General features: G+C 69.5%; 26 protein-coding genes and 1 riboswitch. Of the genes, 14 read left to right on the top strand and 12 right to left on the bottom strand.

Annotation, left to right across the window (positions count from 1 at the left end; translation table 11 throughout):
- The first annotated feature begins 164 nt into the window (after positions 1–164).
- From H4W81_RS32480 to H4W81_RS32460, 5 genes are all read left to right on the top strand, one after another.
- Complete coding sequence (locus tag H4W81_RS32480; RefSeq protein ID WP_192778302.1) at positions 165–1832, top strand: peptide ABC transporter substrate-binding protein; 1668 nt, start codon at positions 165–167, stop codon at positions 1830–1832.
- A gap of 115 nt (positions 1833–1947) precedes the next feature.
- Positions 1948–2889 carry an ABC transporter permease gene (locus tag H4W81_RS32475; protein ID WP_192778301.1) on the top strand — a complete coding sequence of 314 codons (942 nt, stop codon included), beginning with the start codon at positions 1948–1950 and terminating at the stop codon, positions 2887–2889.
- The gene (locus H4W81_RS32470; RefSeq protein WP_192778300.1) at positions 2882–3799 is read left to right on the top strand and encodes an ABC transporter permease; all 918 of its coding nucleotides are present in this window, start codon (positions 2882–2884) and stop codon (positions 3797–3799) included. Before H4W81_RS32475 ends, H4W81_RS32470 begins: the two co-directional genes overlap by 8 nt.
- A 16-nt stretch (positions 3800–3815) precedes the next feature.
- The gene (locus H4W81_RS32465) at positions 3816–4856 is read left to right on the top strand and encodes an ABC transporter ATP-binding protein (protein WP_192778299.1); all 1041 of its coding nucleotides are present in this window, start codon (positions 3816–3818) and stop codon (positions 4854–4856) included.
- Positions 4840–5856: an ABC transporter ATP-binding protein gene (locus H4W81_RS32460; protein ID WP_192778298.1), complete on the top strand. Its 1017-nt coding sequence runs from the start codon at positions 4840–4842 to the stop codon at positions 5854–5856. The genes H4W81_RS32465 and H4W81_RS32460 overlap by 17 nt, the downstream gene beginning before the upstream one ends.
- Before the next feature lie 38 nt (positions 5857–5894).
- On the opposite strand, the gene H4W81_RS32455 is transcribed toward H4W81_RS32460, so the two are convergent.
- The 5 genes from H4W81_RS32455 to H4W81_RS32435 all read right to left on the bottom strand — a co-directional run bounded on the left by H4W81_RS32455 (position 5895) and on the right by H4W81_RS32435 (position 10296).
- Positions 5895–7070: a lipid-transfer protein gene (locus tag H4W81_RS32455; protein WP_192778297.1), complete on the bottom strand. Its 1176-nt coding sequence runs from the start codon at positions 7068–7070 to the stop codon at positions 5895–5897.
- Positions 7067–7450, bottom strand: a complete 384-nt coding sequence (locus tag H4W81_RS32450) for a Zn-ribbon domain-containing OB-fold protein (protein WP_192778296.1) — start codon at positions 7448–7450, stop codon at positions 7067–7069. The genes H4W81_RS32455 and H4W81_RS32450 overlap by 4 nt, the downstream gene beginning before the upstream one ends.
- A 34-nt stretch (positions 7451–7484) precedes the next feature.
- A complete protein-coding gene (locus tag H4W81_RS32445; protein ID WP_192778295.1) occupies positions 7485–8615 on the bottom strand; it encodes a S8 family serine peptidase in 1131 nt (376 codons plus the stop codon).
- Positions 8612–9145: a hypothetical protein gene (locus H4W81_RS32440; protein ID WP_192778294.1), complete on the bottom strand. Its 534-nt coding sequence runs from the start codon at positions 9143–9145 to the stop codon at positions 8612–8614. The genes H4W81_RS32445 and H4W81_RS32440 overlap by 4 nt, the downstream gene beginning before the upstream one ends.
- Positions 9146–9489: 344 nt before the next feature.
- Positions 9490–10296 (bottom strand): SAM hydrolase/SAM-dependent halogenase family protein, encoded by an 807-nt coding sequence (locus tag H4W81_RS32435; protein WP_192778293.1) that lies wholly within the window; start codon positions 10294–10296, stop codon positions 9490–9492.
- Positions 10297–10388: 92 nt separating this feature from the next.
- Here H4W81_RS32435 and H4W81_RS32430 point away from each other — a divergent pair, with 92 nt between their 5' ends.
- From H4W81_RS32430 to H4W81_RS32420, 3 genes are read left to right on the top strand one after another with little or no spacing between them, the layout of a single operon-like run.
- Entirely contained in the window at positions 10389–10691 is a 303-nt protein-coding gene (locus H4W81_RS32430; RefSeq protein WP_192778292.1) for a DUF3263 domain-containing protein, read from the top strand.
- Positions 10692–10739: 48 nt separating this feature from the next.
- Entirely contained in the window at positions 10740–11519 is a 780-nt protein-coding gene (gene otsB, locus H4W81_RS32425) for a trehalose-phosphatase (RefSeq protein WP_225958898.1), read from the top strand.
- Positions 11520–11529: 10 nt separating this feature from the next.
- Positions 11530–12069, top strand: a complete 540-nt coding sequence (locus tag H4W81_RS32420; RefSeq protein WP_192778290.1) for a hypothetical protein — start codon at positions 11530–11532, stop codon at positions 12067–12069.
- Here H4W81_RS32420 and H4W81_RS32415 read toward each other — a convergent pair.
- Positions 12047–13135 (bottom strand): MFS transporter, encoded by a 1089-nt coding sequence (locus H4W81_RS32415; protein ID WP_192778289.1) that lies wholly within the window; start codon positions 13133–13135, stop codon positions 12047–12049. The two genes, H4W81_RS32420 and H4W81_RS32415, sit on opposite strands and share 23 nt — an antisense overlap.
- Positions 13136–13178: 43 nt before the next feature.
- On the bottom strand, positions 13179–14594 hold the full coding sequence (locus H4W81_RS32410; RefSeq protein WP_192778288.1) for an alpha,alpha-trehalose-phosphate synthase (UDP-forming): 1416 nt from the start codon (positions 14592–14594) through the stop codon (positions 13179–13181).
- A gap of 36 nt (positions 14595–14630) precedes the next feature.
- On the opposite strand from H4W81_RS32410, the gene H4W81_RS32405 reads away from it, so the two are divergent.
- From H4W81_RS32405 to groL, 5 genes are all read left to right on the top strand, one after another.
- Positions 14631–15191 (top strand): RNA polymerase sigma factor, encoded by a 561-nt coding sequence (locus H4W81_RS32405; protein WP_183654570.1) that lies wholly within the window; start codon positions 14631–14633, stop codon positions 15189–15191.
- Positions 15192–15250: 59 nt separating this feature from the next.
- A riboswitch (SAM riboswitch) is annotated at positions 15251–15390 on the top strand.
- 13 nt (positions 15391–15403) lie between these two features.
- The gene (gene thrC / locus H4W81_RS32400; protein ID WP_192778287.1) at positions 15404–16636 is read left to right on the top strand and encodes a threonine synthase; all 1233 of its coding nucleotides are present in this window, start codon (positions 15404–15406) and stop codon (positions 16634–16636) included.
- 17 nt (positions 16637–16653) lie between these two features.
- Positions 16654–16929, top strand: a complete 276-nt coding sequence (locus H4W81_RS32395) for a MoaD/ThiS family protein (protein ID WP_192778286.1) — start codon at positions 16654–16656, stop codon at positions 16927–16929.
- 257 nt (positions 16930–17186) lie between these two features.
- Positions 17187–17387: a cold-shock protein gene (locus tag H4W81_RS32390; protein ID WP_068927743.1), complete on the top strand. Its 201-nt coding sequence runs from the start codon at positions 17187–17189 to the stop codon at positions 17385–17387.
- A 330-nt stretch (positions 17388–17717) separates the two neighbouring features.
- Complete coding sequence (gene groL, locus H4W81_RS32385) at positions 17718–19346, top strand: chaperonin GroEL (protein WP_192778285.1); 1629 nt, start codon at positions 17718–17720, stop codon at positions 19344–19346.
- A gap of 75 nt (positions 19347–19421) precedes the next feature.
- Here the strand turns inward: groL and H4W81_RS32380 are convergent, their stop codons facing one another.
- On the bottom strand, positions 19422–19850 hold the full coding sequence (locus tag H4W81_RS32380) for a GNAT family N-acetyltransferase (protein ID WP_192778284.1): 429 nt from the start codon (positions 19848–19850) through the stop codon (positions 19422–19424).
- A 64-nt stretch (positions 19851–19914) separates the two neighbouring features.
- Positions 19915–21939, bottom strand: a complete 2025-nt coding sequence (locus tag H4W81_RS32375) for a HelD family protein (RefSeq protein WP_192778283.1) — start codon at positions 21937–21939, stop codon at positions 19915–19917.
- Between the two features lie 105 nt (positions 21940–22044).
- Here H4W81_RS32375 and H4W81_RS32370 point away from each other — a divergent pair, with 105 nt between their 5' ends.
- Positions 22045–22347: a hypothetical protein gene (locus tag H4W81_RS32370; protein WP_192778282.1), complete on the top strand. Its 303-nt coding sequence runs from the start codon at positions 22045–22047 to the stop codon at positions 22345–22347.
- 182 nt (positions 22348–22529) lie between these two features.
- On the opposite strand, the gene H4W81_RS32365 is transcribed toward H4W81_RS32370, so the two are convergent.
- From H4W81_RS32365 to H4W81_RS32355, 3 genes are all read right to left on the bottom strand, one after another.
- On the bottom strand, positions 22530–24170 hold the full coding sequence (locus tag H4W81_RS32365; RefSeq protein ID WP_192778281.1) for a DNA repair helicase XPB: 1641 nt from the start codon (positions 24168–24170) through the stop codon (positions 22530–22532).
- A 57-nt stretch (positions 24171–24227) separates the two neighbouring features.
- Positions 24228–24647 (bottom strand): hypothetical protein, encoded by a 420-nt coding sequence (locus H4W81_RS32360; RefSeq protein WP_192778280.1) that lies wholly within the window; start codon positions 24645–24647, stop codon positions 24228–24230.
- Between the two features lie 68 nt (positions 24648–24715).
- Positions 24716–26179: an AMP-binding protein gene (locus H4W81_RS32355; protein ID WP_192778279.1), complete on the bottom strand. Its 1464-nt coding sequence runs from the start codon at positions 26177–26179 to the stop codon at positions 24716–24718.
- Positions 26180–26314: the final 135 nt, after the last annotated feature.

Here is a 26314-nt window from a genome sequence, read left to right as displayed (position 1 = left end):
CTGGTGGCAAGTAGTGAGGGATAGTCGCGATCGACTGGCAGGGCGTGGGCTGGTTTGACCATGTCAGCCAAACCCGGGGGACAGACCAGGAACCCTCCGTCAGGCTGCCTAGGACTTCGCAGCTCAGCGCTTACGCCCACCTGTAGAGGGAGGAAAATCTACTGATGCGTGTTACTAAGGGCGCACGGATCGTCGCCGGTACCGCGCTGCTGGCCGTCGCAGTCGCCGCGTGTGGTGGAGGCGGCGGTGGGACGGCCACCAACGAAGGGGGCGGTAGCTCTACCCAGCCGGTCCGGGTCGACATCGCCAAGCCCCAGCACGAGCTGAGCCCCACCAACACCAACGACACCAGCGGCGCCGAGGTGCTCAACGCGCTGTTCGTCGGTCTCGTCGACTACGACAAGGATAAGAATGTCATCCTTCGTGGCGCTGAGTCCATCGAACCCGACGCAGAGTCCAAAGTATGGACGATCAAGCTGAAGGACGGCTACAAGTTCCACAACGGTGAGGCCGTCACGGCCAAGAGCTACGTGGACGCGTGGAACGCCGCGGCCTACGGCCCGAACGCCCAGGAAGGCGGCCACTTCTTCAACGCCGTCGAGGGCTACGCGGACGTCGCCCCCGTCGACCCCGACGGCGAGGAGGGCCCGCAGAAGGCCCCCGAGCCCAAGGCCAAGACCCTCGCGGGTCTCAAGGTCGTCGACGACAAGACCTTCACCGTCACGCTGGCGCGCCCCTACTCCGGCTTCAAGACGATGCTCGGCTACACCACCTTCATGCCGATGCCGTCGGTCGCCTTCGACGGCAACGGCGGCATCAAGAAGGAGTTCGGCGAGAACCCGATCGGCAACGGTCCCTTCAAGATGGCCAAGCCCTTCAAGCTCGCGACGGACACGACCATCTCCATGGTCCGTTACGACGAGTTCGTGGAGGGCAAGGCGAAGATCGACTCGGTCGAGTTCAAGATCTCCAGCGACAAGGGCACCTCGTGGAACGAGCTGCGCGCCGGCAACCTGGACATCATGGACCAGCTGCCGCCCGAGGCCATCGCCACGGCCAAGCAGGAGCTGGGTGACCGCTACATCGAGCAGCCGTCCTCCGGTGTGGGCTACCTCGGCTTCAACACCAAGAACGGCGAGGAGTGGGCGAAGAACGTCGAGCTCCGCAAGGCCGTCTCGATGGCGATCGACAGGAAGACCATCACCGAGCAGGTCTTCTCCGGCACCCGTGTCCCGGCCGACGACTTCGTCAGCCCGATCGTCGCCGGCTACCGCAAGGGCGCCTGCACCGCCTGCGTCTACGACCCCGCGAAGGCCAAGGAGCTGTGGGAGAAGAACGGTGGCGGCAAGGGCCCCATCAGCCTCTCCTACAACGGTGACGGCGGACACAAGGAGTGGATCGAGGCGACCGCCAACAACCTGCGCCAGAACCTGGGCGTCGAGGTGAAGGTCGACTCCTTCGAGTCCTTCGCGTCCATCCTGGACGAGCTGGACAAGGGCAAGGTCGCCGGCGCCTTCCGCATGGCGTGGATCATGGACTACCCGTCCATCGAGAACTACCTCCGTCCGATCTTCGGCACCGGCGGCAGCTCCAACCACGGTCGCTACTCCAACAAGGACTTCGACGCGCTGCTCGAGAAGGGCGACTCGGCGAAGAGCGACGAGGAAGGCGTCAAGATCTACCAGCAGGCCGGCGACATGCTGGTGAAGGACATGCCGTACATCCCGGTGTACTTCTACCAGACCAACGGTGGTTACTCGCAGAGGGTGAAGAACGTGACCATCGACCCGTTCGAGCGGATCGACCTCGCCAAGGTCGAGCGGGTTTCCTGACCATGACCCGCGCTCTCGGGCCGGCTCCCACCAGGCGCCGGCCCGAGGGGCCCTGAACAACAGAGGGGCAGCCCGGAGGTTGCCGGGCTGCCCTTCGCAATGATCGGGAGACTTCATGGGCCGCTATGTGATCAGGCGCCTGCTCCAGGCGATTCCTGTTCTCTTGGGTTCCACCTTCCTCATCTTCTGCACCGTCTACGCTCTACCCGGCGATCCCGTGACGATCCTGGGCGGTGAACGCAGAATCGACCCCGTGCTCGCGGCGCAGCTGCGTGAGCAGTACGGACTCAACGATCCGCTGATCGTGCAGTACTGGAACTACATCTCGGGTGTCTTCGTCGGCGACTTCGGCGAGACCTTCCAGGGCGTGCAGGTCGCCGACCTGTTCGCGGGCAAGTTCGAGGTCACCATCCAGCTCGCGGTGACCGCCCTGATCATCGAGGCGATCGTCGGTCTCGGCCTCGGCCTGTACGCCGCGCTGCGTCGCGGGCGCTGGCAGGACCACGCCGTCCTCGCGCTCACCCTGCTCCTGGTCTCGGTGCCCACCCTCGTGAGCGGCTTCGTCCTGCAGCTCGTCCTCGGCGTCAAGCTCAAGACCGAACTCGGCATCGACTTCTTCCCGATCTCGGGAACCGAGGCGGGGTGGCGCAGCTTCCTCGTGCCCGGCTTCGTGCTGGCGGGCACGTCGATCGCCTACCTGATGCGGCTCACCAGGACCAGCCTGATGGAGACGCTGAGAGCCGACTACATCCGTACGGCTGTCGCCAAGGGCATGCCGCGCAGCAGGGTCCTCGGCAGGCACGCGTTGCGCAACTCGCTGATCCCCCTGGTCACCTATCTGGGCGCCGACCTCGGCACGCTGATGGGCGGCGCGGTGATCACCGAAGCGATCTTCAACCTGAACGGGATCGGCCAGCAGCTCTTCCAGTCGGTGGCAAGGCGCGAGAACGCCGTCGTCGTCGGGGTGGTCACGGTTCTCGTCCTGGTCTACCTGCTCGCGAACCTCATCGTCGACCTGCTGTACGCCGTCCTAGACCCCAGGATCCGTTATGAGTGAGCTGAACACCGCGGTGCAGGAGCCGAAGGCCCACCCGCGCAGGAAGCAGAAGGAGAAGAAGCCGAACAGCCTGTGGTCGGACGCCTGGTACGACCTGCGCAGGAATAAGGTGTTCCTGGTCGGCACGGCCATCGCCATCCTGCTGGTCCTCCTGGCGATCATGCCTGGTGTGTTCGCGCCGCAGAGCCCTCAGGCCTGCAATCTGGTCGACGCCAGGCAGGGCATCAGCTCGGCGCACTGGTTCGGCATCGACAACCAGGGCTGCGACACCTACTCACGGGTCATCCACGGCGCCCGGATCTCGATCCTCGTCGGCCTGCTGACCTCGCTGGCGACCGGTCTGGTCGGTGGCGTGCTCGGGCTGATCGCCGGGTTCTACGGACGCTGGGTGGACGTGCTCCTCTCCAGGGTGGCCGAGATCTTCTTCGCCATCCCCTCGATCCTCGGCGCGCTCCTCCTGCTGTCGGTCGTCGGCAGGGACCGGGCGGGCGTGTGGACGGTCGTGATCGCGCTGTCCATCCTGGCCTGGCCGATGGTGCTGCGCATCATGCGCGCGGCCGTCATCACCGCCAAGAACCAGGACTACGTGACGGCGGCGCGCGCTCTCGGGGCGAGCCCGTTCCGGATCTCGGTGCGGCACATCCTGCCGAACGCCATCGCCCCCGTCATCGTGGTCTGCACGATGAACCTGGGCGTGTTCATCGCCGGTGAGGCCGCGCTGTCGTTCCTCGGCGTCGGCATCCAGTCGCCCAACATCTCGTGGGGTCTGATGATCGCCGACGCGCGCAACCGGTTCCTCATGGCGCCGGAGCCGCTGATCTTCCCGGCGGTCTTCCTGAGCATCACGGTCCTGAGCTTCGTCATGATCGGCGATGCCGTACGAGACGCACTCGACCCGAAGCTGCGATAGAGAGGGGGGAATCGCGATGAAGAAGAGGTCAGCAACGGACGTTCTGCCCGCCGAGGGAGGGCTGGGCAACGAGCCGCTGCTCGCTGTCGACAACCTGCACGTGGAGTTCCACACCAGGGCGGGCGTCGTCAGTGCGGTCAACGGCGTCAGCTACTCGCTGAGCGCCGGTGAGACGCTCGCCGTCCTCGGTGAGTCGGGCTCGGGCAAGTCCGTGACGGCTCAGGCGATCATGGGCATCCTCGACATGCCGCCCGCGGTGATCCCCAAGGGGGAGATCCGCTTCCACGGCACCGACCTGCTCCAGCTGTCGGAGGAGGGCAGGACCCAGGTCCGTGGCGAGCGGATCGCGATGATCTTCCAGGACGCGCTCTCCGCGCTCAACCCGGTCTTCACCGTGGGCTGGCAGATCAGCGAGATGTTCAGGGTGCACCGCGGGATGAGCAAGCGCGACGGCATGAAGAAGGCCGTCGAGCTGATGGACAAGGTCCGCATCCCGGCCGCGCGGCAGCGCGTGAACGACTACCCGCACCAGTTCTCCGGCGGCATGCGCCAGCGCATCATGATCGCGATGTCGATCGCGCTGGACCCCGAGGTGCTGATCGCCGACGAGCCGACCACCGCGCTCGACGTGACCGTGCAGGCCCAGATCATGGAGCTCCTGGCGGAGCTCCAGCGCGAGAGCAACATGGGCCTGATCCTGATCACTCACGACCTCGGCGTGGTCGCCGACGTCGCCGACAAGATCTCGGTCATGTACGCGGGGCGGATCGTCGAGAACGCCCCCGTGCACGACATCTACAAGGCTCCCGCGCACCCGTACTCCAAGGGCCTGCTGGACTCGATCCCCAGGGTCGACCACAAGGGCCAGGAGCTGTACGCGATCAAGGGCCTGCCGCCCAACCTGCTCGACATGCCGACCGGCTGCGCGTTCCATCCCCGGTGTCCCTACCGGCAGGACAACTGCGTGACGGACGTCCCCCCGCTCTACGAGATCAGCGGCGTGCGCGGCAGCGCCTGCCACTACTGGAGGGAGGTCCTCGATGGCAGCCGCGGCTGACCGCATCCTCGAGGTCCGCGACCTGGTCAAGCACTTCCCGCTGACGCACGGTGTCGTGCTCAAGAGGCAGATCGGCGCGATCAAGGCCGTCGACGGCGTCTCGTTCGACCTGAACAGGGGCGAGACCCTGGGCATCGTCGGGGAGTCGGGCTGCGGCAAGTCGACGCTGGCCAAGCTGCTGATGGCGCTGGAGCGGCCGACCTCGGGCTCGGTCAAGGTCAACGGGCGAGAGATCGCCAACGCCAGGGGCGCCGAGCTCAAGCGCATGCGCCGCAACATCCAGATGGTGATGCAGGATCCCTACACCTCGCTGAACCCCAGGATGACCGTCGGCGACATCGTCGGCGAGCCGTACGACATCCACACGGAGGTCGCGCCGAAGGGCGACCGGCGCAGGAAGGTGCAGGAGCTGCTGGAGGTGGTCGGTCTCAACCCCGACCACATCAACCGCTACCCGCACCAGTTCTCCGGCGGCCAGCGCCAGCGCATCGGCATCGCCAGGGGGCTGGCGCTCCAGCCGGAGGTCATCGTCTGCGACGAGCCCGTCTCGGCGCTGGACGTGTCGATCCAGGCGCAGGTCATCAACCTGCTGGAGCGGCTGCAGAGCGAGTTCGACCTGGCCTACATCTTCATCGCCCACGACCTGTCGGTGGTGCGCCACATCTCCGACCGGGTCGCGGTGATGTACCTGGGCAAGTTCGTCGAGCTCGGCAAGGACGCCGAGATCTACGACCGGCCGGCCCATCCCTACACCCAGGCGTTGCTGTCGGCCGTGCCGGTGCCCGACCCCGAGGGGCGCGAGCAGCGCGAGCGGATCATCCTGCAGGGTGACCCGCCCTCGCCGGCCAACCCGCCCTCCGGCTGCCGCTTCCGCACCAGGTGCTGGAAGGCGCAGGAGATCTGCGCGGAGCAGGAGCCCCTGCTCCAGATCAGGCCGGGTACGGCGCACGCGAGCGCGTGCCACTTCGCCGAGACGCACGACGTGGTGCACGTCAACTGATGGAGGAAGGGTGGGCCCTCGGACGAGGGCTCACCCTTTCAACGCGTGGCGACGACCGCGGAGCCGTGGCCGAACAGGCCCTGGTTGACCGCGATGCCGACCAGGGCGCCTTCGACCTGGCGGGCGCCCGCCTCGCCGCGCAGCTGCCACGTCAGCTCGCAGACCTGGGCGATGGCCTGTGCGGGGATGGCCTCGCCGAAGGAGGCCAGACCGCCCGAAGGATTGATGGGGATCCGGCCGCCGAGCGCGCTGTCGCCGGATCTGAGCAGCTTGTCGGCCTCGCCCCGCTCGCACAGGCCGAGATCCTCCATCCAGTCGAGCTCGAGGGCCGTGGACAGGTCGTACACCTCGGCGAAGGACAGGTCCTCGGGCCCGAGGCCCGCCTCCTCGTAGGCGGCGCGCGCGAGGGCGGTGCGGAAGGGCACGCTGTCCCGCACGGGCGGGTCGGTGGCGAAGTCGGGCAGGTCCAGGACGGCCTTGGGGAAGGTCGGGGTGACCGTGGAGATCGCGGCGAGCCTGATGGGAGAGCGGACCCCCAGCCTGCGCGCGTAGGCGGCGGAGGCGAGGACCACGGCGGCGCCGCCGTCCGACGTCGCGCAGATGTCCATGAGCCGCAGCGGATCGGCGACCATCGGCGAGGCGAGCACCTGCTCGGCGGTGACGCGCGTGCGGTAGCGGGCGTGGGGGTTGAGCGATCCGGCGAGCGCGTTCTTGACCTTGACGGCGGCGAAGTCCTCGGGCGTCGAGCCGTACAGGGCCATGCGCCTGCGCGCGTAGAGCGCGAAGTAGGCCGGATTCGTGGCGCCGAGGAGGCGGAAGCGCAGCCAGTCGGGATCGTCGGGCCGGTCGCCTCCGACGGGGGTGAAGAAGCCCTTGGGGGTCGAGTCGGCGCCGATCACCAGCGCCACGTCGCAGAGCCCCGCGAGGATCCTGGTGCGGGCCAGCTCGACGGCCTGGGCGCCGGAGGCGCAGGCCGCGTAGCAGGAGGCGACGCGCGCGCCCGACCAGCCCAGTGCGCGGGCGTAGGTCGCGCCGGCGACGAAGCCGGGGTAGCCGTTCCTGATGGTGTCGGCACCCACCACGAACTGCACGTCCGGCCAGGTGACGCCGGCGTCGGCGAGCGCGGCCCTGGCCGCGGCCACGCCGTACTCGTGGAACGGCCTGCCCTGCTTGCCCCACGGGTGCATGCCCGCGCCGATCACGACCACGCTCATCGCGGCAACCCCCACATCCACACCCTCGGCCCGTCGGCGAGCGTGCCCTCGGTGAGCTCCAGCTCCATGCCGACTCGCAGGTCCTCGACGGCCAGGTCCTTGACCTGGCCGAGGACGACGATGCGCTCGCGCGCCAGCTCCACGGCCGCCAGCGTCACCGGCTCGTACGGCTCGGCGGCCAGGAACGGCGCGGGCGGCGGATAGCAGGCGTTGGTGTAGGACCACACGGTGCCGCGCCTGGACAGCCGCTGCGGCACGAGCTCCTCGCCCTCGCAGCGCGGGTCGCGGCAGAAGCCCTGGTGCGGGGGGAAGAAGACGGCCTGGCAGGTGGTGCAGCGGGTGCCGATCAGATGGGTGCCGTCGAACCAGCCGGGGATCATAGAAGGCAGTATCACACAAGCGCTTGCTAGGTTCCTAGCGTCTGCCGCGCACGCTGAGCACCACGACCCTGGCCGCCATCGCCGTCGCGAGCGCGAGCAGGGCCACGATCACGGCCAGCCTGGAGTCGGAGGTGGCCGCCGCCGGGCCGCCGCCGAAGTAGGGGGCGCCGTCCTGCGTCTTGGCCGGCGCCCTGCTGGCCAGCCGCTCGGCGGCGTCGAGGGCGAGGGCCGCGTTCACCACCCCGTGGCCGTAGGACCTGCTGTGCCCCTTCCGTCCCGCGCTGGCCTCGATCGCCCGCCGTACCTGCAAGGGCGTCAGGCCCGGGTAGGCGGACCTGATGAGCGCCGCGATGCCCGCCACCATCGCGGCGGCCGAGCTGGTGCCGTCGCCGATCACGTAGGAGTCGGAGCCGTCGGCGCTGACGATCTGGCTGCCGGGCGCGACCACCGACAGGTACTCCTGGCGGTTGGAGAAGCCGGCCACCTTCAGCTTCCTGTCCACGGCACCGACGGCGATCACGCCGGGGTAGGCGGCGGGGAAGTTCTTCTTGTTGGGCCCGTCGCCGTCGTTGCCCGCCGAGGCGACCAGCACGGCGCCGCCCGCCAGGGCGTACTGCACCGCCTCCTCCTCGGCCGCCGAGCCCTCCCACGTGCCGCTCCCGCCGCCGAGCGACATGCTGATCACCTTCGCGCCGTGGTCGACGGCGTAGCGGATCCCCCTCGCCAGCGAGTCGCGGCCGCGGGTTCGCGTGCGCTGCTGCTCGCGGCGCGGATCGTCGTTCTCCAGCGTGACCCGCACCGACAGCACGGTGGACTCGGGTGCGATGCCGATGATCCCCTCGGCTCTGTTCCTGCCGTGCCCGCGACCGGCGATGAGGCTGGCCATCGCGGTGCCGTGGTGCCCCCAGCGGTCCTTGCCCGTCTGTCCCGTCAGGTCGGGGCCCTTGACGACGGCGCCGACGAGGTCGGGATGGCGGGCGTCGACGCCGGTGTCGAGGACCGCCACCGTCACGCCGCGGCCCTTGCTGACGCGCCACGCCTGCGCCATGTCGAGCGGCGCGAGCTGCCACTGCCGTTCGCGGGCGGTCGCGGCCACGTCGTCGGCGGCCGTGGGCGCGCTCATGACCAGCAGGACCGCCAGCAGCCCGGTGAACACCGCCCTCATCCGGTGAGCCGCCCGTGCAGCGCCCTGGCGAGCTGCTCCGCCATGCCGCGCAGGCGCGGCGGGGCCGCCTGTCCCTCGGTGTACGGCCGGCCGTCGGTGTACCCGGCGGCGGTGAGCACCACGTAGCGCTCGCGCGCGCTCTCCCTCGCACCGGCGATGTACTGGCGCTGCCCGAACAGCTCGGCGGGACCGCCCTGGACGGGGTAGGGCCGCACCGTGACCGGCCGCGGGTCACGGTTGCGCTCGGCGGGGGGAGGGCCGGTGAGGACGGCGATGCCCGCGGTGGCGACGAAGGTCTGGGTGCTCTCGGTGTAGGTGGCGCGCAGGGCGGTGCGGCAGCCGGGCAGGCGGACGCCGTCCTGGAAGGCGGCGGCGCACGGCGACTCGGGCGCGATGCCGACCAGGACGTAGGTGGTGCGGGCGCCGGAGGGGGTGGTGCCGGGGAGCCGGGCGGGGAAGACCTCGGCGGCGGGCCACATCCGCCACCGCTCGGCGACGGGCGGCTCGGCCGGTGGCCAGATCATGGTCATGATCGGAATCAGGACGATGGACAGTCGGATCACGTCGACCTCGGAGAAAGGGGGGAGAGGGACGCTTCGCCGTGCATTCTGGCACGCGGGCGATGATTCAATCCGACGGTTCGGTAAACAGCCCGATACGTGGAGTAGTCGACACTTTCACCCCTTCAACCACCACCACCCCGTTTGTCCCAAGATTCGGCAGCTCCTGGGAACCCGCCTCCCGAAACCCCCCGCGCCCTAAACCCCCAACCCCATGGGGTCCTCCACTCGCTGAAGAACCTCAGCCCCGTGCAATCCTTCGCCCGCTGAAGAACCTCAGCCCCGTGCGATCGTTCGTCCGTCCGAAAAGGGGGTCAGGGGAGGGCGGAGAGGCGGACGTGGGCGCCTGGGGGCAGGCCGAGTCGTTGGGCGGCGTCGCCAGAGTTGACCGCCAGCGCGATCAGCCCGGCCGAGTCCGTGAACGCCACCAGGTCCCCGGGCGCCACCGCGGCGAACGACTCGCGGAAGGGAAGGGCCAGCTGCCTGCGCCCGAGCCACACCCCCAGCGTGTCCCCCACGCGGACCCCGAGCGCCGCAAGGTCGCCCGCGGGGATGGACAGCTGGGTGTTGCCGAAGCGGTCCACCGAGACCACCTCGCCCTCCACCGCCCCCTCGCGCAGGTGCGAGGCGGGCGAGGGCAGGGAGACCAGCCTGTCGAGCGAGATCTCGGGCCCGACCTCCGCCGGCTTGCGCCCCGTGCACAGGTGCGCCGCCACGGGGGAGAAGACGTCGCGGCCGTGGAAGGTCGGCGAGATGGGGCTGAGGCACAGCTCGGCGTTGGCGATCTCGTAGGCGGCCACGGCGCCGCCGCTGGCGCCGATCGCCCAGGAGAGCAGGCCGTTGTCGGGCCCGATGAAGATCCGGTCGCCGGCCTCGACCGCCACCGCGCGGCGGGCGCCGCCCGCGCCGGGGTCGACGATCCCGATGTGCACGCCCGCGGGCAGGTAAGGGATGGTCTGCGCGAGAATCGCCGCGCCCCTGCGGACGTCCCCCGAGGGCACCAGATGGCACACGTCGATCACGCGCGCCTGCGGCGCGATCCCGGCGATCACTCCGTGGCAGGCGGCCACGTATCCGTCTTCGAGTCCGTAGTCGGTGAGAAGTGTGATGACAGGGCTCACACTTGGCGACTGTACGTCTCCGCAACCGTCGTGAACACCCGCACGTGGCACATTACGATGGGCCACGGGCCGCGCCGACCGAGGAGGAGACCATGGACACTGCACCGGTCAGCGGTGACAGTGCTGCCCAGGAACCACCGCGCAAGCCCCTGTCCGAGCGCGACCTTCAGCTCCTCGCCTTCGAGCGCCAGTGGTGGCGTCACGCGGGCGCCAAGGAGCACGCCATCCGCGAGACCTTCGGGTTCTCCGCCACCCGCTACTACCAGTTGCTGGGTGATCTCATCGATCGTCCGGAGGCGATGGAGCACGACCCGATGCTGGTCAAACGCCTGCGCAGGTTGCGGGCGACCCGGCAGAGGGAGCGCGCGGCGCGCAAGCTGGGCATGCGCCCCTGACAGCCTGGGTACGGCAGGCGCGTGATGAACATTCCAGCAATTCACGCCATGGTGCGCGATCCTGGCGGCGCGGTGATCGGGCTCGACTTCGACGGCACGCTGGCGCCGATCGTGCCCGATCCCGACGACGCCAGGATCCATCCCGCTGCCCCCGGTGTGCTCGCCGAGCTGGGGAGCCTGGTGAAGGCCGTGGTCATCGTGACGGGCAGGCCCGCGGCCACCGCGGTCAAGTACGCTCCAGGCCTGGAGAAGGTCCCTGGCCTGGTGGTGCTCGGGCACTACGGGTTCGAGCGGTGGGAGAACGGGAGGGTGAGCGCGCCTCCGCCACCCCCCGGCGTCCTGCACGCCGAGGCGGCGCTGCCGCTGCTGCTGCAGCGGCTCGGCATGGACGGCGTGACGATCGAGGACAAACAGCGGGCGGTGGCCGTCCACACCAGGCGCGCCCCCGACCCCCAGGGCGCCCTTGAACGGCTGCGCGAGCCGCTGGCGAAGCTGGCGGCCGCGCACTCCCTGGTCGTGGAGCCGGGCCGGCTGGTCCTCGAGCTGAGGCCGCCCGGCATGGACAAGGGCCACGCGCTCGACCTGTTCCTGGCCGAGCGGGCGGCCCGATCCGTGATGTTCGTGGGCGACGATCTGGGCGATCTGGCGGCCTTCGCCGCGGTGCGCGCCTCCGGGCTGCCGGGGGTGGCCGTGTGCAGCGGCTCGGCCGAGGTGACCGAGCTCGCCGAGCGCGCCGACCTCGTCGTCGACGGGCCTGACGGGGTCGTGGCGCTGCTGGGTGAGCTGGCCGCGGCCATCCGCGATTCGTCTGCAACCGGGGCGGGCTAACCTCCCGGTCATGTTGATGACGCTGGCCGTGACGGCCTCGCTCGTGCTGACGGGCGCCCCCTCCTCCGGCGCCGAGCCGGTGTCGATCCGCGGGGCGACGATCCAGGTCCCCTCCTCGTGGAAGGTCAAGAAGACCAACTGGGGAGCCGTCCACGTGCTCACCGGAGGCTGCGACCGTCGCGCTATGGAGTGCAGGGGCTTCTGGCTGCTCGGTCCCGAGGGCATCAAGTACGCCTCGGAGAACAACCCGTTCAGGGTCGACGAGCCGTACCACCCGAGCAGCGGGGTGATGCAGTGCACGCACGACAAGCGCTACTTCTCCTCGCCGATGCCCTCGAAGCCGAGCGTCTCCGGGCTGCGGCAGGTCGGCAGCGGACACAAGGCCTACTACCGGCAGTGGAAGGTCACCTGTCACACCGAGCGGGGCAAGCCGACCAAGGTCACCTACCCGCAGCGGATCTGGTACCTGCCGACGTCGAAGATCCTCGTCGTCGACGAGTGGGCCACACCGGGCCTCGGGGCGATGCTCAAGCGCGCGTCCTGGCGCTGAGCACGCCGCCGACGGCCAGCGCGACCAGCGTGGGGACGATGAGGAAGGCGGTGTGCGTGCCGAAGCCGTCGGCCAGGGCGCCGAGCACGAACGGTCCCGCGCCCATCGCGAGACCCGCCCAGACGGGAGCGGCCGCGGCGGCGAGGCCGGGGCGGTCGCCCGACGCGGCGATCACCCCGGCCAGCGCGAGAGGGAAGTGCATCGACGCGCCGAGCCCGCAGACGACCAGCCCGGTGTAGGCGACGAGCGGTTGCGTGCTCAGCCAGAACAGCAGCCAGCCGGCCGCCGTCATCGACAGCGCGCCCACCAGGAGCCGCGCCGGCGAGACGAGCAGCGCCAGCCGCGCGCCCGCGAACCTGCCGATCGCGAGCCCGCCGATGAAGGCGGTCAGCCCGGTGGCGGCGGTCGCGGCGTCGAGTCCGGTACGGCCGGCCAGCACCTCGGCGCCGAACAGGTTGAAGCAGAACTCGATCGCCACGCAGCAGAACAGCACCACGCACGCCACGTGGAAGCGCCAGTCCGGCCTGCCGGTGACCCTGACCGACGCCGCGGGCCCCTCGCCCAGCCTGGTCCTGCCCATCGTGACGACCAGCACGACGGTCAGGGCCGGGGTGAACAGCAGGGCCGCCCGCCAGCCGAGCGCCGACTGGGCGGCCAGGCTGAGCAGGAAGGTGGCGGCCACGCCGATGACGACGGCGATCGCGTTCGCCTCGCTGATCGCGGCGGGTCCCGCGGGCCCGTGGTGGTCGCTGAGGGCGGCCATCGCGGTGTAGAGCATGACCGAGCCGAAGCCGCCGGCCAGCGCGAAGCCCGTGAGCGTGAAGGGAAGCGACGAGGCCAGCATGACGAGCATGACGCCCGCGTTCAGCCCGGCCAGGCCGATCCACAGGACGGCGCGCCTGCCGTACGCGCGGGTGAGCAGGGGGAGGGAGAGGCCGGCGGCGATGGTGGCGGCGGCCATGGCGGTGCCGTGCAGGGCGCCGACGGCGGCCGAGACGCGCAGGTCGATGCGGAGCAGGGGGAGCGCGGCGCTGAGGCCGTAGATGAAGGTCGCGAACACGCTCATCTGGAGGTAGATGAACCAGGTGACGGTGTCTCGCGATAACGCCCTAGATGCTGGCAAGTTGCTCGCCCAGCCACCGCCGCGGAGGGAGCGCGGTGGCGGCGGCCTTGAGCCGCGCGCCGCGCCGTAGCCGCTCGTCCTCCGGCATCTCCAGGCCGGCGTGCAGGGCGCGCGCGGTCTCGCACACGTCGTAGGGGTTGACGACGAGCGCGTCGGCGCCGAGCTCGGCCGCCGCGCCCGCCTCGCGCGAGAGCACCAGCGCGCAGCGCGGTGACAGGATCGGGCCCTCCTTGGCGACCAGGTTCATGCCGTCGCGGATGGGGTTGACCAGCAGCACGTCGGCCAGGCGGTAGGCGGCCAGCGAGCGCGGGTAGTCGTCGTTGACGTTGAGGATCAGCGGATCCCAGTCCTCCGTGGCGTACTCGTCCTCGATCTCCTTGGCGCAGCGCTGCACGGCCGCGGTGTACTCGCGGTACTCGGGCAGGTCGTGCCGCGAGGGGTAGGCGAAGGCGAGGTGGACCACGCGCCCGTGCCACTCGGGATGCGCGGCGAGGAACTCCCTGTAGGCCATCAGGCCGCGGACGATGTTCTTCGACAGCTCGGTGCGGTCGATGCGGACGATCAGCCTGCGGTCGCCCACCTGCTCCCTGAGCGCGGCCATGTGCGACTCGACGTCGGGCTCGCAGGCCCGTTTCCACAGCGTCTCGCCGTCGACGCCGAGCCCGTGGACCCCGATGCGGGTGGTGCGGCCCTCGTGGGAGACCGTGCGGCTCGAGACCTTGGCGTCGAGCAGGCTCTCGCAGCAGTCCATGAACGCCCGGGCCCATCGCTCGGTCAGGAATCCGGCGTGGTCGGCGCCCAGGATGCCCTCGAGCACCTCCCTCGCGACCTCGTCGGGCAGTAACGAGAAGTACTCGGGAGGCGCCCACGGGGTGTGGCTGAAGTGCGCGATGCGCAGGTCGGGGCGCTCGGCGCGGAGCATGGCGGGGGTGAGCGTCAGGTGGTAGTCCTGCACCATCACCCTCGCGCCGTGGCTCGCCTCCTCCGCCAGCGCCAGCGCGAACGCGCCGTTGTAGTCGCGGTAGGACTCCCACTCCCTCTCGAACCTGGAGTCGAAGTGGGGCGCGTTCGGGATGTCGTACAGCAGGTGGTTGACGAACCAGAGCGTGGAGTTGGCCACCGCGTTGTAGGCGCGGTGGAAGGTGGCGGGCGGGATGTCGAGCATGCGCAGCTTGCCGGTGTCGTAGCCGGCCTGGTCGAGGCGGCCGCCGGGCGCCAGCCGTACGGCACTGCGGTCGCCGTCGGACAGCGCCGCGCAGACCCAGAGCACGCCCTCCTCTCTGGCCACCCCGGAGAGCCCTGACACCAGGCCTCCCGCGCCGCGTTTCATGGTCAGCTCGCCGCCGTCGGAGACAGTGAAGGAGACCGGACCCCTGTTGGAGGCCACCAGGACGCTGTTCATGTGAACAACCATGACGCCCGACCATAGGATCTCGCTATGGCCCTTGATGAGCTAACCGAGGAACTGGCCCGCTCCGCAGCGGGCGGCGACCATCGCGCGCTGGGCGAGCTCCTGAAGCGCATCGAGCCCGACGTGCTGCGCCACTGCGCGCGCATCCTCCCCTACCACCAGGACGCCGAGGAGGCGTGCCAGGACACCCTGCTCGCGGTGGCCCGCAACATCGGCCGCTTCGAGGGCAGGGCCAGGTTCAGCACCTGGCTCCACATCGTCACCGCCAACTGCGCGCGCACCACCTACCGGTCGCTGAAGCGCAGGGCCGCCGAGCAGACCTCCGAGGAGCTGCCGGTGCAGAAGCCCGACGTACGGCGCGTCAGCGTCATCGCGGGCTCGCGGCTCGACCTGCTCGACGCCATGGAGGCGCTCGAGGCCGACAAGCCCGACCTGGCCCAGGCGCTGGTGCTGCGCGACATCGTCCAGCTCGACTACAACGAGGTCGCCGAGCAGCTCGGCATCCCGCTCGGCACCGCCAAGTCCCGTATCCACCAGGCGCGCAAGTACGTTCAGGCCGCGCTGGGTGATACGTATCGTCTCAGCTAGCGAGACGCCTGCTCGTGTCATGAGCATCGCCGGGTATGGTGAGGCGCATAACTTCATATTGCTCATCCAGAGGGGTGGAGGGACCGGCCCTGCGAAGCCCCGGCAACCCTCCCGGACTGTGCTCGTGAAGTGACGAGGCCGGCCGGGACAGGTGCCAATTCCGGTCTGTGACCAAGGTGGTCGCAGACGAAGATGAGGGAAGGCCTCGCTTCATGTCCCTTGATTTCGGCCCCGCTGTCGCTCTGTCCTGCCGCGAGTGCGGCGCACGCTACGACCTGGGCCCTAGCTTCGCCTGTCTGGAGTGTTTCGGGCCGCTCGAAGTGGCCTACTCCTTCGGCTCCGTCACCCGCGAGGACATCGCGTCGGGTCCCGCGAACATCTGGCGGTACCGCTCGCTGCTGCCCGTCCCCGTGGACGTGACGTCCAAGCAGAACATGAACCCCGGCTGGACGAAGCTCGTCAAGGCCGACAACCTGGGCAAGGTTCTCGGGCTGCGCGACCTGCACGTCAAGGACGACTCGGGCAACCCCACCCACTCCTTCAAGGACCGCGTGGTCGCCATCGCCGTCGAGGCGGCGCGCAACTTCGGCTTCCACACCCTGTCGTGCTCCTCCACGGGCAACCTGGCGGGCGCGGTGACCGCCGCGGCGGCTCGCGCGGGCCTCGAGGCGTGCGTGTTCATCCCGGCCGACCTGGAGCAGGCCAAGATCGCCATGGCGCGGGTCTTCGGCGGCAAGCTGGTCGGCATCGAGGGCACCTACGACGAGGTCAACCGCTTCTGCTCCGAGCTCATCGGCGACCCGCTGGGCGACAAGTGGGGGTTCGTCAACGTCAACCTGCGGCCCTACTACGCCGAGGGGTCGAAGACGCTGGCCTACGAGATCGCCGAGCAGCTCGGCTGGGAGCTGCCCGACCAGATCATCATCCCGGTGGCCTCGGGCTCGCAGCTCACGAAGATTGACAAGGGCTTCAAGGAGCTCATCTCGCTCGGGCTCGTGGAGGACAAGCCCTACAAGATCTTCGCAGCGCAGGCGGCGGGGTGCTCTCCCGTCTCCACCGCCTTCAAGGCGGGGCACGACGTGGTCCAGCCGGTCAAGCCGGACACCATCGCCAAGTCGCTGGCCATCGGAAACCCCGCCGACGGGCCGTACGTGCTCGACATCGCGCGCCGTACGGGCGGGGCGGTGGAGGACGTCACCGACGCCGAGGTGGTGTCGGCCATCAAGCTGCTGGCCTCGACGGAGGGCATCTTCGCGGAGACCGCGGGCGGGGTGACGGTCGGCGTGCTGAAGAAGCTCGTCGAGACCGCGCAGCTCGACCCTTCGTTGACGACCGTCGTGCTCAACACGGGCGACGGGCTCAAGACGCTCGACGCGATCGCGGAGGACGCCAGTCCCACGGCCGTGATCCGGCCGTCTCTCGACGCGTTCCGCGCGGCTGTCTGAAAGGAAAGGTACAAGTCATGAGCGTTTCGGTGCGGATTCCCACCATTCTGCGCACGTACACCGGCGGCAACGCGGAGGTGAGCGGCGAAGGCGGCACGCTTCGCGAGGTGCTGCAGAAGCTCGACGCCGACTATCCGGGGATCGGTGCGCGAATTCTGGATGAATCGGGCAAAATTCGCCGTTTTGTCAACGTTTATGTGGGAGAAGAGGACGTCCGTTTTGTGGACGGGCTCGACAGCGCCACCCCGGCCGGAGCGCAGATCTCCATCATCCCCGCGGTGGCCGGCGGCTGACGCTTTCCCTTCTCGACGACGCCCGCGGGGGTTATCCCCCCGCGGGCGTTTTTGGTGTTCGGCCTCGCGAAAGTGGAATGTTTAACTACCTTTTTCGCGACGGGAAGAATGCCCGGCTCGATTGACTCTGTTGTTCTACGGGTTGCCACAGGTATGGTCGAGGGCGATCGTCCGGCTGATTTCCCCATAAGTCATGCCGGTCGCGGATCTCGCGAGTGGAATGGGCGGGGTCCGGAGCCCAGTAAGAGGAGTCGGAAGTGGCGCAGGGCACCGTCAAGTGGTTCAACGCGGACAAGGGCTACGGCTTCATCGCGGTAGACGGTGGTAAGGATGTATTCGTCCATTACTCAGCGATCATGATGGATGGCTACCGGTCACTCGAGCAGGGCCAGCGGGTCGAGTTCGAGATCACCCAGGGCCAGAAGGGTCCGCAGGCGGAGTCGGTCAGGGCGGTCTGATCCGTCACGTCGCTGGTAAGCACCGGCAGCTCACACGGCAACGCAGTCCGTGCGGATCTGCCACGTCCTTTTCGTCGACTCTGCAGGCCCGATCCGCACCCGGCGATCGGGCCTGTGGCCGTACTCTGGTCATGACTGACCTGGGCAGGCGTGTCGCTCGCTTGCACTCGGCAGGGTAGAGTGCTAAACAGTTCGTTGGCACTCTCGTTATGAGAGTGCCAGACACTGGGATCGAGACGATGGGGTCCGCCGAATGGAGTCGGGCCCTTGCCGTCGCGGGCGTCGGCTCGGTCCGCTGAAAGCCACCCTGCATCTGGGAGGTCTAGCCTTATGGCAGCCAAGATGATCGCGTTTGACGAGGACGCCCGGCGCGGTCTCGAGCGCGGTATGAACCAGCTCGCCGACGCCGTCAAGGTCACCCTCGGTCCCAAGGGCCGTAACGTCGTGCTGGAGAAGAAGTGGGGCGCTCCCACGATCACCAACGATGGTGTGTCCATCGCCAAGGAGATCGAGCTCGAGGACCCGTGGGAGAAGATCGGCGCCGAGCTGGTCAAGGAAGTCGCCAAGAAGACGGACGACGTCGCGGGTGACGGCACCACCACCGCCACCGTGCTCGCCCAGGCGCTGGTCCGTGAGGGCCTTCGCAACGTCGCCGCGGGCGCCAACCCGATGTCCCTGAAGAAGGGCATCGAGGCGGCGGTCGAGCGCGTCAGCGAGGAGCTCTCCAAGCTGGCCAAGGACGTGGAGACCAAGGAGCAGATCGCTTCGACGGCCTCCATCTCCGCCGGTGACGCCGAGATCGGCAACCTCATCGCCGAGGCGATGGACAAGGTTGGCAAGGAAGGCGTCATCACCGTCGAGGAGAGCAACGCCTTCGGCCTCGAGCTCGAGCTCACCGAGGGTATGCGCTTCGACAAGGGGTACAACTCCGGTTACTTCGTGACCGACCCCGAGCGCATGGAAGCTGTCCTTGAGGACCCCTACATCCTCATCGTCAACTCCAAGGTCTCGGCCAACAAGGACCTGCTGCCCCTGCTCGACAAGGTCGTGCAGGCCGGCAAGCCGCTGCTGATCATCGCTGAGGACGTCGAGGGCGAGGCTCTGGCCACCCTGGTCGTCAACAAGATCCGCGGTCTGTTCCGCTCCGTGGCCGTCAAGGCTCCGGGCTTCGGTGACCGCCGCAAGGCCATGCTGGGTGACATCGCGACCCTGACCGGTGGTCAGGTCATCGCCGAGGAGGTCGGTCTCAAGCTCGAGTCCGCCACCCTCGACCTGCTGGGCCGCGCGCGCAAGGTCGTCGTCACCAAGGACGAGACCACCATCGTCGACGGTGCCGGTGACGCCGAGCAGATCGCCGGCCGGGTCAACGAGATCCGCGCCGAGATCGAGCGCACCGACTCCGACTACGACCGCGAGAAGCTCCAGGAGCGCCTGGCCAAGCTCGCCGGTGGCGTCGCCGTCATCAAGGCGGGTGCCGCGACCGAGGTCGAGCTCAAGGAGCGCAAGCACCGCATCGAGGACGCCGTTCGCAACGCGAAGGCGGCCGTCGAGGAGGGCATCGTCCCCGGCGGTGGCGTGGCGCTGCTGCAGGCCGGCACCAAGGCGTTCGACAAGCTCGAGCTCCAGGGTGACGAGGCCACCGGTGCGGCGATCGTGCGCAAGGCGCTCGAGGAGCCGCTGAAGCAGATCGCGATCAACGCCGGCCTCGAGGGCGGCGTCGTGGTCGAGCGCGTGCGGAACCTCACCCCGGGTGAGGGCCTCAACGCCGCGACCGGCGAGTACGTCAACATGTTCGAGTCGGGCATTCTCGACCCGGCCAAGGTGACGCGCTCCGCGCTGCAGAACGCCGCCTCCATCGCGGCGCTGTTCCTCACCACCGAGGCTGTCATCGCCGAGAAGCCGGAGAAGAACGCGGCTGCTCCCGCGGGCATGCCCGGCGGCGGAGACATGGACTTCTAAGTCCGCGACGAATCAGGGCGACCCCTCGGGGTCGCCCTTTTTCTTTGGGTACGACGGACCTGCCGGCGTGACGCGTCAGGTCAGCGGCTTGACCCAGCGGCCCCACTGCGGCTGACGGGAGTAGCCCGCGGCGCGCCACACGTGGTGGGCCGACGTGTTGTCGTCGAGCACCATCGCGTCGGCCCTGAAGGCCCCGAAGGCGGCGAAGCGCTCCTCGGCGGCGGCGAGCAGCGCGGTCGCGATGCCCCTGCGCCGGTGCGCGGGGTGGACGGCCAGGCGGTAGAGGTGCGCCCGCCAGCCGTCCCAGCCCGCGATGAGGGTGCCGACCAGGTGGCCGTCGTCCTCGGCGAGCAGGAGCGCCTCAGGATCGCGGTCGACCAGCGCCACGACCTTGTCGGCCGAGTCGTGGCGGTCGGTGCCCTCGGCCGCCTCCAGCCAGAAGGCCAGGACGGCAGGGATGTCGTCCGCTCCGCCGAACCGTACTTTCACCTCAGACCTGCCCATGGCCCGCGAAGCTACCAGAGCAGGGTCGTGGGAGCCCGGGATGGGCCCCGGGGCCGGTGGAGCTCTATGCCAGCTGGGCGGGCAGCGGCTTGGCGTGCAGGACGGTGAGGGACGACACCGCGCGGGTCAGCACCACGTAGAGACGGGCCAGCCCGCGGGGCTCGGCCTCGACGATGTCGGACGGCTCGACCACGATCACGTGGTCGTACTCCAGACCCTTGGCCAGCGTGGCGGGGATGACCAGCAGGCGGTGCTCCCCGGTGGAGTCGGGGCCGAGGACGGCGTGCGGCAGGCCGGCGAGCTCCTTGGACACCGTCTCGACCATGGAGTCGGGGACGATGACGCCGATCGAGCCCTCCCTGGCGAGCGCCTCGTGGACCGCTTCGAGGACCTGGCCGTCCCGCCGTACGGTCAAGGAGCCGAGGCCGGGACGCAGCGAGCGCGGGGCGGCGAGGCCGGGGGCGATCGAGGGGAGCAGCCGGGCGGCGTAGTCGAGCACCTCCCGGGGGACGCGGAAGCCGAGCGTCAGCTCGGTGACCTCGCCCGAGTCCTGGCCGAGGTGCCGGAGCACGGTCGTCCACGAGCGGGTGGACCACGGGGTGGTGCCCTGGGCGAGGTCGCCGAGGACCGTGGCGGAGCCGTTGCGGCAGCGCCTGCCCAGAGCGCGCAGCTGCATCTCCGACAGGTCCTGCGCCTCGTCCACGACCAGGTGGCCGAGGGAGGGCGTGCGCTCGATCAGGTCGGCCAGCTCGTCGAGCAGCGCGGCGTCGGCCGCGGACCACTTGGCGGACTTCCACGAGCGGTAGGGCTTGCTCCAGAGCAGCAGCTCCTGCTCCTCCCGCGACAGGTCGGACCTGGCGGCGGCGGACAGGAACTCCGGGTCCGACAGCAGGCGGAACAACACCTGGGCGGGGGTCAGCTTGGGCCACACCGACTCGACCAGCTGCTTGACCGGCTTCGACCGGGCCACTGCGTCCTGCACCCTGTCGTCGGGGGAGTCGCCGCGCTGTTCCATGCGCACCAGGACCTGGTGGGCCAGGCGCTGGGCGAGGGCGGCGCGGCCGGGGCCGTACCTGGTGGTGCCGCGCAGCGAGGCGACCATCTCGCGCACCTCGTAGTCGGCCACCCTGAAGCGGTGGACGCCCTTGGTGTAGACGAGGCCCTCGGTGGGCTTCACGATGTGCAGCCAGAGCGCCCGCTCCAGCACCCCTGCCATGCGGGCGTCGCCCTTGACGGCCGCGACCCGAGGATCTTCCGGCAGGTCGGAGGCGCCGAGCAGCTCCGCGACGGTGGTCTGGTCGACCTTGACCTCGCCGAGCGCGGGCAGGACGGAGGAGATGTAGGACAGGAACGCCTTGTTCGGCCCGACGATCATGACGCCGGCGCGGGCGAGCTTCTCCCGGTGGGTGAACAGCAGGTAGGCGGCGCGGTGCAGGCCGACGGCGGTCTTCCCGGTGCCGGGGGCGCCCTGGACGCAGACGGTCTGGGTCAGCGCCGAGCGGACGATCTCGTCCTGGTCGGGCTGGATGGTGGCGACGATGTCGCGCATCGGGCCCGTGCGGGGGCGCTCGATCTCCTCGGTGAGGATCTTCGAAGGGGCCGCTGGGGAGGCGTCTCCACCGTCGGCCAGGGGCTCGTCCTCGAAGGCGGTCAGGTCGCCGCCGTGGTAGCCGAAGCGGCGCCGCCGTACGAGGCCCATGGGGTCGGACGGGCTGGCCTGGTAGAAGGCGCGGGAGACAGGGGCGCGCCAGTCGATGACCAGCGCGCGGCTGCCGCCGTCGTGGACGTGGCGGCGGCCGACGTAGATGGTGGCGGGCAGCTCGTCGCCGGTCTCCCGGCTCCCCTCGGGGGCGCGGTCGAGGCGGCCGAAGAACAGCGGAGTGTCAGGGTGGTCGGCGAGCGCGGCCACGCGCTGGTCGAGCAGTGACTGCAGGATCTGCTGCGAGACCCAGTCGCCGGCGGCGTCGGAGGAGAGCGACTCGGCGTGCTTGCGCATCGCCCTCAGCGCCGCGCGGGACGCGGAGAGATGAGCTCGCTCGGCGGCGAGCACGTCGGTTGGTATGTCGGGGGCCAACTGGTGTCCGGGCATGCGAAAGCGCCTCCCCATTCGTTGACGGAGGTGATAAACAAGGCAGCGAATCGACTAGCTTACCGGCGAGGTCGGCGGCTTCATATTGATTAACGGAGGGGCAGCGTGCGGATCTCCCCGGTCATCCCGACCGTCGCGAGCCTCCTGCTGGCCGCCCTGTGGGGGCTGTCGGTCTTCGCCGGCTGGGGGCTCGAGGCGTTCTGCACAGACGGGGAGACCTCGGTCGCGTGCGCGCAGCGCCTCGACACCGTCTCCACCGTGTCGGGGCTGTTCGCGGTGCTGGCGGCCTGCCTCACCGTGGGGGCGTGGCTGCTCCCGCTCAGGTTCTGGGCGCTGATGGGGGGTGCGGTGGCGGCGTGGCTGGTCGCGGCGGGGGTGCTGTTCTTCGGCGGGCTGCTCGCCCAATAGTCAGCACGATAACTGCTCAAAAACCCGAAAAATCCGGGCATGTCTCGTTGATTCGGCGGATCATGGGGGTATGTCGCATCGCGACAGGTGTCGCCGGTAGGGGGTGGTCCGATTGTCGAAGGCCCGCGGAGTTTCGTGGACCTAGGAGCGCGGCTCGCGCGAGACCCTTCGCGCGAGCCCTTTCACTGGTGGACGTCGTCGGCGTCGATGATCTGGTAGGCGTAACCCTGCTCGGCCAGGAACCGCTGGCGATGGGCCGCGAACTCCTGGTCGACCGTGTCGCGGCTGACCACCGTGTAGAAGCGCGCGCCACCGCCGTCGGCCTTGGGCCGCAGCACGCGGCCGAGCCGCTGCGCCTCCTCCTGACGTGAGCCGAACGTGCCCGACACCTGGATGGCGACGGCCGCCTCGGGCAGGTCGATGGAGAAGTTGGCGACCTTGGAGACCACCAGGACCTGCAGCTCCTTGTCGCGGAAGGCCTGGAAGAGCCGCTCCCGCTCCTTGATGCGGGTCTCGCCCTTGATCACGGGGGCGTTGAGGTGGTCGGCCAGCTCGTCGAGCTGGTCGATGTACTGGCCGATGACCAGCACCTGCTCGCCGAGATGCCGCCGCACCAGCGCCTCGGTCACGTGCGTCTTGGACGGCGTGGTCGCGGCGAACCGGTAGCGCTCCTCGGACTCGGCCATCGCGTAGGCCAGGCGCTCCTCGTCGGAGAGCGTGACCCGCACCTCGACGCAGTCGGCGGGCGCGATCCAGCCCTGGTTCTCCATCTCCTTCCACGGCGCGTCGTAGCGCTTCGGGCCGATGAGGGAGAACACGTCACCCTCCCTGCCGTCCTCGCGCACCAGCGTCGCCGTCAGCCCCACCCTGCGGCGGGCCTGCAGGTCGGCGGTCATCCTGAAGATCGGCGCGGGCAGCAGGTGCACCTCGTCGTAGACGATCAGGCCCCAGTCGCGCGCGTCGAACAGCTCGAGGTGGGCGTAGACGCCCTTCCGCTTGGTCGTCATCACCTGATAGGTGGCGATGGTGACGGGACGGATCTCCTTCTTGGTGCCGGAGTACTCGCCGATCTCGTCCTCGGTCAGCGTGGTGCGCTTGAGCAGCTCCTGCTTCCACTGGTGGGCGCTCACCGTGTTGGTGACCATGATCAGCGTGGTGGCCTCGGCCCTGGCCATCGCGGCGGCGCCGACGATGGTCTTGCCCGCGCCACAGGGCAGCACGACCACGCCGGAGCCGCCGTGCCAGAAGGCGTCGGCGGCCTCCTGCTGGTAGGGGCGCAGCGACCAGCCGTCCTGCAGCAGCTTGATGGGGTGGGCCTCGCCGTCGACGTAGCCCGCGAGGTCTTCGGCCGGCCAGCCCAGCTTGAGCAGCGCCTGCTTGATGTTGCCGCGCTCGCTCGGATGGACGGCGACGGAGTCGGCGCCGATGCGCTCGCCCAGCATCGGCTGGATCTTCTTCGAGCGCAGCACCTCTTCGAGCACCGCCCGGTCGGTGGAGGCCAGGACCAGGCCGTGCAAGGGGTCCTTCTCCAGGCGCAGCCTGCCGTAGCGGGCCATCGTCTCGGCCACGTCGACCAGCAGCGCGTGCGGCACCGGATAGCGGCTGAACCCGATCAGCGCGTCGATGACCTGCTCGGCGTCATGGCCGGCGGCGCGCGCGTTCCACAGCGCGAGCGGCGTGACGCGATAGGTGTGGACGTGCTCGGGCGCGCGCTCCAGCTCGGCGAAGGGCGCGATCGACTTGCGACACTCGTCGGCCCGCTCGTGGTCGACCTCGAGCAGCAAGGTCTTGTCGGACTGGACGATCAGCGGACCGTCGTTCACAGGCTTCCCCCGGGGATCGGTACTGCTACCGCATATCCAACACCCGCGGACCGACAGTTAGTCCAGATTCCCCGATACTCCCAGCGCGATGATCACGCCGAAGCCCACGATGACCAGCGCGACGTTGATGCCGATGCTGATCCAGGTCCACTTGAGCAGGTTGCGCGCCTTGTCGGGCTGCGTGTCGACCTGGCCGAGCGCGATGCCCGACATGATCGCACCGGCGATGCCGCCAGGGGTGATGTAGCAGCTGAGCGCGAGCACGATGCTGATGACCAGCGCGACGATGGCGTGCGTGCGCGGCCCCTGCTGGGGCGGCGGGTAGCCGTAGCCGTAGCCGGGCGGGGGCTGCTGGCCGTACGGCGCGCCGTAGGGCTGCTCGCCGGAACCGTGGCCGTACGGCGAGCCGTACGGCTGCTGCTGGCCGTAGGGGCCCTGGTTGTCGCCCGGGTTCTCTGGGGTGTAGCCGCTGCTCACTGAGTCACCTTTTCGTTTTCTGACATAACAACAATTATCACGAAAACGGGTGACAGTTCCGCCGGACGCTAGGAAAGGCGGGCGCGCAGCGCCTTCCTGTCGAGCTTGAGCACGCTGGTCAGGGGGATGTGGGCGGTGAAGTGGATCTCTCTCGGATATTTCACCCTGCCCACCCGGTCACGCGCCCAGGAGATCAACTCCTCCTCGGTGGCGGTGGCGTGGGGGCGCAGCTGGACGAAGGCGACGACCTCCTCGCCGTGCACGGGGTCGGGCCGGCCGACCACCCCTGACACGGCGACGGCGGGATGGACGTTCAGCGCGTCCTCCACGTCGCGCGGGAAGACGTTGAAGCCGCCCCTGATCACCAGGTCCTTTTTCCTGTCGACGACGTAGAGGTAGCCGTCGTCGTCCAGGCAGCCGATGTCGCCCGTGCGCAGCTCGCCGTCCACGAGGGGGGAGTCGAGCCCGCCCCAGTAGCCGAGCATCAGCGAGCGGCCCGCGACGCAGATCTCGCCGATGTCGCCCGTCTCGACCTCCTCGCCGTCGTCGTCCCTGATCGTGATCGTGTAGCCGGGGAGCGGCAGGCCGACGCTGCCCGGCTTGCGCCTGCCCGGCGGGTTGAAGGTGGTGACGGCGCTGGTCTCGGTCAGGCCGTACCCCTCCAGGATCTGCACGCCCGGCATCCGCCGTTCGAACTCCCTCAGCACGTCGCGGCCGAGCGGGGCCGCGCCGCAGGTGAGGTGGCGCAGCTCGGGCAGCGGGGTGTCCTCCAGTGGCTCGGCGAGCAGCATCTGGATCATCGAGGGGACCACGGTGCCGTACTGGACGCGCTGCTCGGCGGCCAGCGTCAGGAAGGCCTTGGGGTCGAACCAGCGCATCAGGACGGCCTGCTGGGGCTCGGGGGCGTGCATCCCCGCGATGGTGACGATGAGGCCGTACGCGTGGGAGAGGGGGACGGGCACGATCGCCCTGGTGACGCCGGGCTGGTAGGACAGCTGGAAGGCGTCCTTGGCGACCTGCCAGAGACCTCCGTGGCTGAGCATGACGCCCTTCGCCCTGCCGGTGGTGCCGCCGGTGTACATGACGGCGGCCAGGTCGGAGGGGTCTCGCGGGAGCGGTCCGTGCTCGTCGGCGCCCGCAAGCTCCCCCGTGTCCACATATATCGGGATACGCGGGTCGGCGGCCCGCACGATGTCCAGCAGCTCGGGGGAGGTGACGAGCGCGGCGGCGCCGCTGTCGCCGAGGATGTGGCGCAGCTCGTCCACGCCGACCAGGAAGACCACGGGGACCACCACGGCGCCCGCCGCCCAGACCGCCTGGTAGACGACGGCGACGTCGGGGCTCGTGGCCATCATCACGGCCACCCTGTCGCCTGGGCCGACCCCGGCCTCGATCAGTCCGCCGGTCACGCGTCTGGCCCGCTGGGCGAGGGTGTGGCTGCGATGCCACTCGCCTTCGTAGAAGACCGACTCGTGATCGTCGAACCGGTTCCACGACTCCTCGGCCAGGCGTCCAAGCGTTTGTTCCGTCACACCTCTCACGGTGATCCGCACGCGCGCCCGAGTCAACCACAGCCTGTCTTTCGGGTACGGCCAGTTGGCGCGGGGCCGGGGTCCCTTGCCCCGCTTCCGAAAGACGCCGGCCGCCGTCTCTCGGAGGCTCGGTGT

This window comes from Nonomuraea africana, assembly GCF_014873535.1.
GTDB lineage: Bacteria > Actinomycetota > Actinomycetes > Streptosporangiales > Streptosporangiaceae > Nonomuraea > Nonomuraea africana.
This window is presented reverse-complemented; position numbering and strand designations above follow the sequence as displayed.